The organism is Pseudomonas sp. 31 R 17, assembly GCF_900004915.1.
GTDB classification, from domain to species: Bacteria; Pseudomonadota; Gammaproteobacteria; order Pseudomonadales; family Pseudomonadaceae; genus Aquipseudomonas; species Aquipseudomonas orientalis_A.
In genome coordinates, this window is sequence record NZ_CVTN01000054.1 from 25,644 (window position 1) to 36,894 (window position 11,251).

12 protein-coding genes are annotated in these 11,251 nt (G+C 62.3%); 4 read left to right on the forward strand and 8 right to left on the reverse strand.

The window, feature by feature from the left end; genetic code table 11:
• Nucleotides 1-7: 7 nt before the first annotated feature.
• On the forward strand, nucleotides 8-409 hold the full coding sequence (locus BFP89_RS06550) for a RidA family protein (protein ID WP_065884711.1): 402 nt from the start codon (nucleotides 8-10) through the stop codon (nucleotides 407-409).
• Here the strand turns inward: BFP89_RS06550 and BFP89_RS06555 are convergent.
• Together BFP89_RS06555 and BFP89_RS28320 are read right to left on the reverse strand one after the other, a co-directional pair.
• Nucleotides 399-1,295 carry a LysR substrate-binding domain-containing protein gene (locus BFP89_RS06555; RefSeq protein WP_065884712.1) on the reverse strand — a complete coding sequence of 299 codons (897 nt, stop codon included), beginning with the start codon at nucleotides 1,293-1,295 and terminating at the stop codon, nucleotides 399-401. The genes BFP89_RS06550 and BFP89_RS06555 overlap by 11 nt on opposite strands.
• A 67-nt stretch (nucleotides 1,296-1,362) precedes the next feature.
• On the reverse strand, nucleotides 1,363-1,545 hold the full coding sequence (locus BFP89_RS28320; protein WP_141689049.1) for a hypothetical protein: 183 nt from the start codon (nucleotides 1,543-1,545) through the stop codon (nucleotides 1,363-1,365).
• Between BFP89_RS28320 and BFP89_RS06560 the strand changes: the two genes are divergently transcribed.
• Together BFP89_RS06560 and BFP89_RS06565 are read left to right on the forward strand one after the other, a co-directional pair.
• Nucleotides 1,537-3,345: a monovalent cation:proton antiporter-2 (CPA2) family protein gene (locus tag BFP89_RS06560; RefSeq protein ID WP_065884713.1), complete on the forward strand. Its 1,809-nt coding sequence runs from the start codon at nucleotides 1,537-1,539 to the stop codon at nucleotides 3,343-3,345. The genes BFP89_RS28320 and BFP89_RS06560 overlap by 9 nt on opposite strands.
• Nucleotides 3,346-3,417: 72 nt before the next feature.
• Entirely contained in the window at nucleotides 3,418-3,972 is a 555-nt protein-coding gene (locus BFP89_RS06565; RefSeq protein WP_065884714.1) for a hypothetical protein, read from the forward strand.
• A 115-nt stretch (nucleotides 3,973-4,087) separates the two neighbouring features.
• Here BFP89_RS06565 and BFP89_RS06570 read toward each other — a convergent pair whose 3' ends face one another.
• The 6 genes from BFP89_RS06570 to BFP89_RS06595 all read right to left on the reverse strand — a co-directional run bounded on the left by BFP89_RS06570 (nucleotide 4,088) and on the right by BFP89_RS06595 (nucleotide 10,317).
• Nucleotides 4,088-4,807 (reverse strand): alpha/beta hydrolase, encoded by a 720-nt coding sequence (locus BFP89_RS06570; RefSeq protein WP_065884715.1) that lies wholly within the window; start codon nucleotides 4,805-4,807, stop codon nucleotides 4,088-4,090.
• 12 nt (nucleotides 4,808-4,819) lie between these two features.
• Nucleotides 4,820-5,575, reverse strand: coding sequence for a precorrin-6A synthase (deacetylating) (gene cobF / locus BFP89_RS06575; RefSeq protein ID WP_065884716.1), 756 nt, complete (start codon nucleotides 5,573-5,575; stop codon nucleotides 4,820-4,822).
• Nucleotides 5,576-5,620: 45 nt separating this feature from the next.
• Nucleotides 5,621-6,175, reverse strand: a complete 555-nt coding sequence (locus BFP89_RS06580) for a histidine phosphatase family protein (RefSeq protein ID WP_065884717.1) — start codon at nucleotides 6,173-6,175, stop codon at nucleotides 5,621-5,623.
• 77 nt (nucleotides 6,176-6,252) lie between these two features.
• On the reverse strand, nucleotides 6,253-7,572 hold the full coding sequence (locus tag BFP89_RS06585) for an MFS transporter (RefSeq protein WP_065884718.1): 1,320 nt from the start codon (nucleotides 7,570-7,572) through the stop codon (nucleotides 6,253-6,255).
• Between the two features lie 33 nt (nucleotides 7,573-7,605).
• Entirely contained in the window at nucleotides 7,606-9,135 is a 1,530-nt protein-coding gene (locus tag BFP89_RS06590) for a class I adenylate-forming enzyme family protein (protein WP_065884719.1), read from the reverse strand.
• Between the two features lie 3 nt (nucleotides 9,136-9,138).
• Nucleotides 9,139-10,317: an acetyl-CoA acetyltransferase gene (locus BFP89_RS06595; protein WP_065884720.1), complete on the reverse strand. Its 1,179-nt coding sequence runs from the start codon at nucleotides 10,315-10,317 to the stop codon at nucleotides 9,139-9,141.
• A gap of 146 nt (nucleotides 10,318-10,463) precedes the next feature.
• On the opposite strand from BFP89_RS06595, the gene BFP89_RS06600 reads away from it, so the two are divergent.
• Entirely contained in the window at nucleotides 10,464-11,036 is a 573-nt protein-coding gene (locus tag BFP89_RS06600) for a LuxR C-terminal-related transcriptional regulator (protein WP_065884721.1), read from the forward strand.
• The last annotated feature ends 215 nt before the right edge of the window (nucleotides 11,037-11,251 follow it).

Genomic DNA, 11,251 nt, shown 5'->3' on the forward strand with positions numbered 1-11,251 from the left:
AATCCCCATGAGCAAGCCCGAATTTTTTGTCACCCCAGGCTACGGCGATTACATGCGCCAGCACCTGCATTATTCGCAAGCGGTAAAAGTCGGTGATCGCGTGGAAACCTCAGGCCAGGGCGGCTGGGACGATGAGTTCCAGATTCCCGCCGACCTGGCGGACGAAATCGCCCAGGCCTTCCATAACCTGGAACGCACCCTCGCGACCGCCGGCACGTGCTGGGAGCACGTGATTCACGTCAATTCCTACCACGTCGGCGGTTTTCCGCCCGAGGTCAACGAGGCGATGGTCAAGCACTACCGCCAGTACATGCCCAACCATGCGCCGATCTGGACGCAGGTGGGTGTCGAAGCCCTGGGCTTGCCGGCGATGCGCGTGGAAATCCGCGTGACTGCGATTATTCCCTGACCCCGAACGTATGAATCACCCACTCGACAAACACCCTGAGACGCGCGCTCTGATGGCGATTGGGCGGGTAGAGAATGTGCAGCGGCGTGGCCGGGCGTGACCAGTCCGGCAACACGCTGACCAATTGGCCATTGTCCACGTAGTGCTGCACGATTGACTTGAAATGCTGCCCGACGCCCAAGCCTGCCAGCAGCATTTCCTTGAGGCCGTTGCCGTCATTGCTGGAGTAGGCGCAATCGCCCACCTCGATGCACCTGCCGTCCCGCTCGAAAACCAGCGGCTGCGCCTTACCCGACCCGGCAGAGAAATAGCCGGCCTTGAGGTGGTTGTGCGCCAGGTCTTCCGGGGTTACCGGCAGCCCCCGACGCGCCAGGTAACCGGGCGCGGCGCAGGTCAGGTATTGCAGGTCCGCCACTTTGCGCCCGATCATCGCCATGTCATCAAGCTTGCCGGCGCGGATCACGCAATCCACGCCCTCCCCCACGATATTGACCGCACGATCACTGATCCCCAGGGCGACGGTGATATCCGGATACTCACGATGAAAATCCACCAGCGCGGGAATCAGCAGGCAGTTGGCGAACGACGCCGGCGCATCCACCCGCAGGTGCCCGCCGGGCTTGAGCAACTGACCGCGCATGGCACTGTCTACTTCATCCAGCTCCGCCACCAGGCGACGGGCCTGCTGGCAATACTCCAACCCATCGGACGTCGGCGTCAGCACACGGGTAGTGCGGTGCATCAACTGGACGCCCAGGTGCTTCTCAAGGTCGATGATCAACTTGCTGACGGTGGAACGTGGCAGCCCCAGTTGGTCAGACGCACGACTGAATGAACCGGTGTCGACGACACGGACGAAAGCGCGTAGGGCAAGGAGCTGGTTCATGAGGTTGGCTTATCCAATATAATCGATCTTCACCGGACCACCGGAAAACGTCGCAATGATCGCCAACTCACCGCCCATCGCGCGGATGGCAGTTGCGCGACATGCGGATGTAATCCTGTGTATTCAATGCCCTAATCCAGGCAAACATGCCACCCCACGCGGCAAAAATACAATTATCACGCGGTAAAAAGCGCTCTAATACGCGCCAGTCGATTTGGTTTTGAGCATCCTGGAGTTCGTAATGCCCCATGAAGGCAACCTGTTACAAGCAGCCGTGGTATTCCTGTTCGCCGCCGTGCTGGCCGTGCCCCTGGCCAAGCGCCTGCAACTGGGCGCGGTGCTGGGCTACCTGTTCGCCGGTGTGATCATCGGCCCCTCGGTCCTGGGCCTGATCGGTAACCCGCAAAGCGTGGCGCAGTTCTCCGAATTGGGCGTGGTGCTGCTGCTGTTCATTATCGGCCTGGAGCTTTCGCCCAAACGCTTGTGGGTGATGCGCAAGGCGGTATTCGGTGTCGGTCTGGCCCAGGTGTTGCTCACCGGGCTGGTCATGGGCGTAGTGGCGCTGTGGCTGTTTGGCCAGTCATGGAACAGCGCGATTGTGCTGGGCCTGGGGCTGGCGCTGTCCTCCACCGCGTTCGGCCTGCAAAGCCTGGCCGAGCGCAAGGAACTCAACCAACCCCACGGGCGCCTGGCCTTTGCGATCCTGTTGTTCCAGGACATCGCGGCAATCCCCTTGATCGCCATGGTGCCGCTGCTGGCCGGCAGCGATCATCCGACCACCGAAGCCCAGGGCGTGCAGCACGTCTTGCAAATCCTGGGCAGCATCGCCGTGGTAATCATCGGCGGGCGCTACCTGTTGCGCCCGGTGTTTCGCATCGTCGCCAAGACCGGCCTGCGCGAAGTGTCCACCGCCACCGCGTTGCTGGTGGTGATCGGCACCGCCTGGCTGATGGAACTGGTGGGCGTGTCCATGGCCCTCGGCGCTTTCCTCGCCGGGCTGCTGCTGGCGGACTCGGAATACCGCCACGAACTCGAATCCCAGATCGAACCGTTCAAGGGCCTGCTGCTGGGTCTGTTCTTTATCAGCGTGGGCATGGGCGCCAACCTCAGCCTGCTGCTCAGCACCCCGCTGGTGGTGATCGGGCTGACCTTGCTGTTGATCGGGTTGAAACTGCCGCTGTTGTACGCCGTGGGTCGCAAGGTGGGTGAGCTCAATCGTGAAAGCGCCCTGCGCCTGGGCGTGGTGTTGGCGGCCGGCGGTGAGTTTGCTTTTGTGGTGTTCAAGATCGGGCGCGACCAGGGCCTGTTCGAGCCGCATCTCTACGATGTGCTGGTGCTGACCATCACCCTGTCCATGGCCGTGACACCGCTGCTGCTGTTGATATGCCCGAAGCTGTTCAAACCCAAGGTCAAGTCGGTGGACGTACCCGAGGAATACCGCGCCATCGCAGGCGATGCACCGCGTGTGGTGATCGCCGGCATGGGCCGGATGGGCCAGATCGTCGCGCGTATCCTGCGCGCGCAGAACGTCTCGTTCATTGCCCTGGACACCTCGGTGGAAACCATCGAACTGACCCGCAGTTTCGGCGGCATGCCGGTGTTCTACGGCGACCCGCAACGCCCGGAAATCCTGCATGCGGCCAAGGTCGAACAGGCGGAGTTCTTCGTGATTGCCATGGATGACCCGGAGATCAACATCAAGACCGCCGAACTGGTGCGCAACCTCTACCCACACATGAAGATCATCGCCCGCGCGCGTAACCGCCAGCACGTACACCGCCTGGTGGACCTGGACGCCTCACCGGTGCGTGAAACCTTTTATTCCAGCCTGGAGATGAGCCGACGCACCCTGGTCGGCCTCGGTTTGAGCCAGGCCCAGGCCGATGCGCGCATCGACCGCTTCAAGGCCCACGACCAGCAGGTCCTCGCCGCCCAGCATGCGGTGTACGACGATGCGGCCAAGGTCATGCAGACCGCCCAGGAAGCCCGTGCCGAGCTGGCGCGCCTGTTCGAGATGGATCGGCTGCAGGAAGAGTCCGACAAGGTGTGAGGCAGCAGGTGAACGATCTTGCGAATTTTCTGACAGAATACGCCGCAATTTCGTTCATCTCTGGAGCGCTTCATGGCCACGTTTACCAAGACCGCACTGCTGCTGGCCCTTGCGCTTACCGCCGGCAGCGTATGGGCTGCCTCCAAGGCGACCACGCAAACCATCTCCACCCTGGGCGGCAAGTTCACCTTCGACCTGCCCAAGGCCTACACCGCCGATACCCTGCCTTCCGGTAAAGCCGATGATGGCACCGCCGATACCCAGGGCACCCTGTACGCCAACGCCACCACCAAAAGCGTGGTGATCGTCGCCGAAACCATACGTAACGATGGGGTAGCCATCAAGGACAACGACCCGCAGTTCCTCGATGGCGCCGTAGCCGATTTCGTCAAGAACCAGCGCGCCGCCCTGCCCGATTTCAAGAAGCAAAACGAGAAAAAACTCACCTACAAAGGCCTCGGCCTGCGGCAAGTCGACAGCACCGCTACCCAGGGCGGCGGCAAGACGTTGAATTCCACCTTTCTCGGCGGTTCCGGCAATCAGTTGCTGGTGATCCAGGCGATTTCGCGAGCGGATGATGTAAAGGGGCATGCTGCGCTGGTCAAGCAGATTACCGGCGGCAAGTAAGCCTATCTCCAATGTGGGAGGGGGCTTGCCCCCGATAGCGGTGTGTCAGTCTCAATATCTTTGACTGAAAGATCGCTATCGGGGGCAAGCCCCCTCCCACATTTTCAACTGCGTTTCACTTCAAACTTTTCTCCAGCCAGGCTTTTAAATCCTGGATTTCCGCTTCGCCGATCGTATGGTTCATCCCGGGATACCCATGAAATTCCGGCTTCAACCCCAACCCCTCGAGCACCGCATTCGCCCGCGTCCCCAACGCATAAGGCAGCGCCTGGTCCAACGTGCCATGGCCGATAAAGATCGCCAGCTTGCCCAACGCTTCATCCTGCTTGAGCTCGGCCTTGAGCACCGGCAACACACTGCCGCTCAGGGCCGCTATGCCACGCAGCAACTCGGGTCTGCGCAAGCCCACCTCATAGGACATGATCGCGCCCTGGCTGAACCCGACCAGAAACACACGATCACTCATGGTGCGGTACTTGGCGGTGGCCTTGGCCACAAAGTCTTCAATCAGCCTGGCGCTGCTGTGCAGATCGGCGGTCACGCCATCGTAGTCACCGTCACCGGGAGCCTTGGTGAACCAGCGATAGCCACGTGGCTCCACCGGCAGCGGCGCACGCACCGACAGGTAGGTCCAGGTGGAAGGCAGCGCATCCTTGATGCCGAACAGGTCTTGCTCGTTGCTGCCAAAGCCATGCAGGAAAATCACCAGCGGCTGGTTGCGTGAATCGCCCTGGGTTTGCTCCAGGTACGACAGCGGCAAGTCGGTGTGCAGGTCGGCATCCGCCTGGGCGACACCGGCCAGCAGGGTCAGGGTGAGCGCGAGCAATTTGAGCATGGGAACTGTCCCTCAGGGTTTGCGCAACAAATAGGTGTCCATGATCCAGCCATTGGCGAGCCGCGCAGCCTTGCGTACCCGTTGGATATCTTGCGCCACGTCAGCGACTTTGCCGCTGATCAGGATTTCATCCGGCGTGCCCAGGTAGGCGCCCCAATAGATGTCCAGGTCTTGATCGGCCACGCTGCGGTAGGAATCTTCAGCATCGAGCATCACCACCAGGGTGTCGGCATCACTCGCCTGCCCCGCCGCCAGGCGCCGCCCGGTGGTGATTTCGATGGACTTGCCGATCCGGTTCAACGGCACTTTATGCCGGGCCGCCAGGGCCTGCACGCTGGTGATGCCGGGGATCACCTCAAACTCGAATTCACAGCGGCCGTCGGCCAGGATCGCCTGCAGGATGCGAATGGTGCTGTCGTACAAAGCCGGGTCACCCCAGGCCAGAAACGCGCCCACTTCGCCGTCGGCCATTTCCTCGTTGATCATACGCTCGAAGGTTTGCTGCTTGTCGCGGTTGAGGTCACGCACGGCGGTGGTGTAGTCGATATCACCGCGCGCGCGCTCAGGGCAATCGGCCTCGACGAAGCGATAGCCGGGCTCGGTGATATAGGTCTCGCAGATTTCACGCCGCAGGTCGATCAGTTTGTCCTTGCTCTGGCCCTTGTCCATCAGGAAAAACACGTCGGTGCGGTTCAGCGCCTTCACGGCCTGCATCGTGATGTAGTCGGGGTTGCCGGCGCCGATGCCGATGATCAGGATGCGTTTCATGGGTTGCTCTCATTGCGGAGCGTGGATTTTGCCACGATCGGGGCGTCAGGCGTGAGTTTCCAGACGCAGGCGCCAGACGGCATTGAAGCGCAGTTCGGTGCGCGACAGCGGTTCAACGTCGATCCGGTAGAACATCGAGACCGGGCACTGCATGACGAACAGCAGCGCAGCGCGGATAACGAACGGATGGGTCACTGCCAGCACATGGCCGGGCTGACGTTCCTGGGACTTGATCCAGTCCCCGACCCGCCGGCACAACTGCTCCACCGACTCGCCACCATGGGGCGCGGCGGCACTGTCGGTGAGCCAGGCGTTCATCTGATCGCTGTCGAGATCTCCAATCGCCTGGCCTTTCCAGCGCCCCAGGTCCAGGTCGCGCAGCGACTCTTCGATGCACGGCTGCGCACCGAATAACGCCGCCGTCTGCCGGGCTCGTGTCTCCGGCCCGCACACCAGGCGCGCAGCCTTGGGGTAATGGCCTGCCAAAGACAGTTGCGAGCCTTGCCAGTCCATGAGCAGCGACTCGTCATCGGCAAAACGTGCCTGCTTCTGCGCCGCCGTGGCCGCATGGCAGATCAGGGTCAATCGGGTAGCCTGCACGCCATTCGCTCCGCCGGGATCAGGCCGCCAAGCCTGGCGCAGTTAACGCCTCGATGCAACGCCCGGCGGCAGCGCCCTCAAGCCAATGCCGCCGCCGCAGGCACTGCCGCCGGGCTGGTGCTGGCTACGAAGTCCTCCTTGCGCAGCAGCACCAACGCGATCAACGACACCACCCCGGTCGCCACATAGAAGTACCAGGGCGAGGTGATGTCACCGGTCACCTTGATCAGCCAGGTGGAGATCAGCGGCGCGCTGCCACCAAACACCGCAACCGGCACGTTGTACGCCACGGCGATCCCGGTGGAACGGATGCGCGTGGGCAGCAGTTCGCTCATCAGCGCATAGGTGGACGAAGCGTACAGGCCGAACAGAATCGCCACCGCCATCAACGGCGCGAAGAAGGTTGCCGGCGTGGCGGTCGGTGCCATCTTGAACAGCCAGAACATTGCCAGGGTCGCCAAGGTGCCGATCACCATCAGGAACGGCTTGCGCCCGTACTTATCGGTGAAGGCGCCGCCGAACGGCATGACGAAGGCCGCCGAGAAGCTGGCGACGAACACATAAAGCAAGGTGGTGCCGCTGTCGAACTTGAGAATCTTGGCCATGTAGGTCGAGGCAAAGGTCAGCACCAGATAAAAGATCGAGCTGTGCAAGGTGATGATGAAGAACACCAGGGCAATCGCGCGCTTCCACTGCCAGACTTCGCGCAGGGGTGCACGAGAAGTTTGCCCGGCGCGTTGCAGGGCAAGGAACTCGGGGCTGTCTTCGAGCTTGAGGCGGATGTACATGGAAATGAAACCCAGGGGCGCGGCGATCAGGAACGGCACGCGCCAGGCCCACTCCTGCATCATGTCGGCGCCCAGTACCCAGGTCATGCCATTGGCCACGGCGCCGCCCAGCAGCAGGCCGAGCACGGCGGTGACCATCAACCAGCAGGTGGCAAAGCCGCGTCGGCCGGGACCGGCGTATTCGGAAATGAAGCTGGTGACCGTACCGATTTCACCGCCCGCCGAGAAGCCTTGTACGCAGCGCACCAGGATCAACAGGATCGGGGCGGCGATGCCCAGGGTCGCGTACGTGGGCAGCAAACCGAGCATCACCGTGGAGCCGGTCATCATCACCAGCGCCATGATCAGGGTTTTACGCCGGCCGATCTTGTCCGCCAGCGGGCCGAAGAACAGCCCGCCCAGAGGCCGGATGAAGAAGCTCAGGGCGAACGCGGCAAAGCTGGCCAGCAGGCTGGTGGTGGGGTCGTCGGAGACGAAGAACGCCTGGCCGATATAGACGGCAAGAAAGCCGTAGACGCCATAGTCGTACCACTCGATCAAGTGGCCGGAGGTGGCACCGAGAAACGCGCGGCGGCGTTTGCGGACAGTGTCGTGCGCGTGATTGCCCATCGAGGGGACTCCTTGTCTGTTTGTCGATCCATGCTAAAGCGCGGCGATACTCGCCGCTTTGAGCGATTGCCGCAAGTCGGTCTTGAGGATTTTGCCGTAGCTGTTCTTGGGCAATTCGCTGCGCCACACATATTTCTTGGGTTTCTTGAACGATGCCATGCGCGCCAGGAACCAGGCCGTCAATTCGGCTTCGTCGAGGGGCTGGCCGCTGCGCGTCACCACAAACGCCACCACCGACTCGCCCCACTGCGGGTCCGGCTCACCCACCACGCACACTTCAAACACCTCGGGATGCTGGGCCAGCACCTCCTCGACTTCGCGCGGGTATACATTGCTGCCGCCGCTGATGATCACGTCCTTGGAGCGATCCGTGAGGGTCAGGTAGCCGGCGGGGTCGAGGAAACCGATGTCGCCGGTCAGCAACCAGCCATCGACCAAGGCCTGGCGCGTGGCCTCGGGGTTGCGCCAATACCCCTGCATCACCGTAGCGCCACGTACGGCAATTTCGCCGCGCGTTCCCGTGGGCAGCGGTTGGTGCCCGGTATCGAGGATGCGGATTTCCACACAGGCTTGCGCATGGCCGACGGACGCGGCCAGGGTCGCCCAATCAGGGCGCTGGCGGTCGGCAATCAGCCCACGGGGCAGCACGCTGATGGTCATCGGGCTCTCGCCCTGGCCGTAGATCTGCACCAGGCGGGCGCCAAAGGTGTCGACAGCATCGCGCAAGTCGGCCAGGTACATCGGGCCACCGCCGTAGACTATGGTCTTGATGCCTGCGCCGCTGTAGCTTTGGCGCCGCGCCTGCTCGACCATGCGCTTGACCATGGTCGGCGCGGCAAACAGCGAAACACTGCCCAGCTCGGCCGCCAGGCCAAACAGCTCGGCGGCGTCAAAACCGTTGGACGCCGGCACCACATGGCGCGCGCCGCAGCGTACGTGAATGAAGTTATAGAGCCCGGCGCCGTGGGACATCGGCGCGGCATACAGCGCCGCATCGTCGGCGCTCACCGGGTCGACATCGGTGGCGTAACACAACGACATGGCGATCAGATTGCCATGGGACAGCATCACCCCCTTGGAACGCCCGGTGGTGCCGGAGGTGTAGAACAGCCAGGCGAGGTCGTGATCCTGGCGCGGCACCGGTTGCTCCCGTGTCGGCCCGCCAGGGTCAGGCGGCAGCACGTGACCATCGAGCTCTGTGCAGCGCAGGGGCAGGTCCTGCGCAGAAAACACCCGGCCGCCATCGGTAAAGATCAGGCGGGCCTGGGCGTTATCGGCGATCCACGCCGCCTCGGTCGGATGCAGCTTGGCGTTGATCGGCACCGCCACCGCCCCCATCCACCAGATGGCGTAGAGCAACTCCAGGTAGTCGCAGCTGTTTTTCATCAGCACCGCCACCGCATCCCCCGGCTGCACGCCGTGCTGGTCCTGCAACTGCGCGGCGCGCTGGCGCACATGGGCGGTGAAGGTGGCGTAGTCGGCCACTAGCCGGGCGCCGTCGAACAGTGCCGGGCGTTGCGGGTCGCGACGTTGGGTATCGTGCAACCAATTGGCGATGTTCATGGCTCAGTACCGGCGCGCATGCAGGACCGAGGCGTAGTTGGCCACCGCCATTCCACCCATGTTGAACACCAGCCCGAACTCCGCGTTGGGCACCGCCAGGCCGATCGGCTCGCCGGTCAATTGCCGGAACGCCAGGGCATGCATCGAGACACCCGTCGCGCCGACGGGATGGCCCTTGGCCTTGAGCCCACCGGAAAGGTTCACCGGCAAGCGCCCGCCCGCGCGCACCACGCCGCTGTCGAGTACACGGTGCCCCTCGCCTTTGGGCGCCAGGCCCATGGCTTCGTAGATCAGCAGCTCGGCGATGGTGAAGCAATCATGCACCTCGGCGAAACTCAGGTCGGCCAGGGTCACACTGGCCCCGCGCAAGGCTGAGTGAATGGCCCGCTGCGGGCCTTCAAACGCGAGGATGTCGCGCTGGGCGATAGGCAAGGTGTCATTGACCTGGGTCATCGCGCGAATCTGCACATCGCGACGAAACGCCCGCGCGCGCTTGGGTGAAGCCAGGATGATCGCCGCCGCACCGTCGCTGATCAGCGAGCAATCGGTAAGGCGCAGCGAATCGGCCACGAACGGGTTGCTCTGGGACACATTGTTGCAGTGCTCGAAATTCATCTCCCGGTGCATCTGCGCCAACGGGTTGGCCATGGCATTGGAGTGATTCTTGGTGGCAATCGCCGCCATCGAGCCCAGCGGGCTGTGGTAACGCTCGGCATATTGGCGCGCGGCACGGCCGAACAGCTGCGGGAAACTCAAGCCGGCCTCGGCGGCATCGTTCTGGTAACCGGCACCGGCCAGCGCCTGGGTGACCGCAGCCGTGGAGGTGTGGGTCATTTTTTCGGCGCCCACCACCAGCACCAACTCGGCGTTGCCGGAGAGAATCGCATTGACCCCGGCCTGGATCGCCGCCGAACCGGACGCACAAGCGTTTTCACAGCGCGTGGCCGGCTTGAAGCGCAGCCCGGGGTCGGCCTGCAGCAGCAATGACGCGGCAAAACCGTCGGGCACCAGCCCGGCATTGAAGTGGCCAAGGAACAGCGCATCGATTTGCGATGCCTCAAGGTCGGCATCGCTGAGGGCCTCACGCGTGACCTGAACAATCAGATCCTCCAGCGTGGTGCCTTCCAGACGACCAAAACGCGAATGACCAGCGGCAACGATAGACACGCAATCAACAGGCATAATCAATTTCTTCTGTTCTTCAACCGGACTTCCCCTACAATGAACCAGCTCTGGCCGCACGCCAATTCGTGTAACTACTTACATGGATAAGTAGTTTTACAAGGATAAGTATTCGCCAGTGAGTTGAACAACGAGGCAGGATGCCCATGACCGTGTTTACCCAGCCCTTGCAAGACCTCGAACGCCTGGCGTTCAAACTGTCCCCCGCTCCGCAGTTGGTCACCAGCAACCGCGTGATACTCGACTGCAATGACGCGTTCCTGAAACTGTTCGGCTATGCCCGCGAGGCGCTGGTCAATCAGTTGACCTTGCTGATCTACCCGTCCAAGGCCGACTACCACGCCATCGGCAAGCGCAGCCATGATTGGTTGCTCGACAGCGACAACGGTTTTTATTCCGACGAGCGCTTCATGCAGCATCGCAACGGCGAGGTGTTCTGGGCCAAATCCCATGGCTACACTCTTACGCCCAGGGACCCGTTCAAGCTGATGATCTGGCACTTCGAACGCCTGGACCGCAGTCACCAGGGCACCGGGGACCTGACGCCGCGGGAGCGCGAGATTGCCATGCATATCGTGAACGGGCTCAAATCCAAGGAAATCGCCCTGCGCCTGGGGATTTCCCACCGCACGGTGGAAGTGCATCGGGCACGGTTGATGAGGAAGTTGCAGGCCAAGACGGTGGTGGAGTTGGTGTCGAAGATTATTATGGTGGCGTGAGGGGCTTGCCCTCGTGACGGCCGAACAGCCAACGCGTATCTACCTGACACTCCGAGGTCCAAATGTGGGAGGGGGCTTGCCCCCGATGGCGGCCTCTGGGCTGGCCGGGATGTTGGATTGTACCGAGTACATATCCGTTTCTGCGGTAACGGCTGCTAATGGTTCCGCTTTTACAGCGGCTCACTTTTGAAAAGCGCAAAAGTAAGCAAAACGCT

Bases quoted from the DNA above. Each gene is read 5' to 3' on its own strand.
- BFP89_RS06550 (WP_065884711.1), top strand. From the start codon at position 8: ATGAGCAAGCCCGAATTTTTTGTCACCCCAGGCTACGGCGATTACATG.
- BFP89_RS06555 (WP_065884712.1), bottom strand. From the start codon at position 1,295: ATGAACCAGCTCCTTGCCCTACGCGCTTTCGTCCGTGTCGTCGACACC.
- BFP89_RS06560 (WP_065884713.1), top strand. From the start codon at position 1,537: ATGCCCCATGAAGGCAACCTGTTACAAGCAGCCGTGGTATTCCTGTTC.
- BFP89_RS28320 (WP_141689049.1), bottom strand. From the start codon at position 1,545: ATGGGGCATTACGAACTCCAGGATGCTCAAAACCAAATCGACTGGCGC.
- BFP89_RS06565 (WP_065884714.1), top strand. From the start codon at position 3,418: ATGGCCACGTTTACCAAGACCGCACTGCTGCTGGCCCTTGCGCTTACC.
- BFP89_RS06570 (WP_065884715.1), bottom strand. From the start codon at position 4,807: ATGCTCAAATTGCTCGCGCTCACCCTGACCCTGCTGGCCGGTGTCGCC.
- cobF (WP_065884716.1), bottom strand. From the start codon at position 5,575: ATGAAACGCATCCTGATCATCGGCATCGGCGCCGGCAACCCCGACTAC.
- BFP89_RS06585 (WP_065884718.1), bottom strand. From the start codon at position 7,572: ATGGGCAATCACGCGCACGACACTGTCCGCAAACGCCGCCGCGCGTTT.
- BFP89_RS06590 (WP_065884719.1), bottom strand. From the start codon at position 9,135: ATGAACATCGCCAATTGGTTGCACGATACCCAACGTCGCGACCCGCAA.
- BFP89_RS06595 (WP_065884720.1), bottom strand. From the start codon at position 10,317: ATGCCTGTTGATTGCGTGTCTATCGTTGCCGCTGGTCATTCGCGTTTT.
- BFP89_RS06600 (WP_065884721.1), top strand. From the start codon at position 10,464: ATGACCGTGTTTACCCAGCCCTTGCAAGACCTCGAACGCCTGGCGTTC.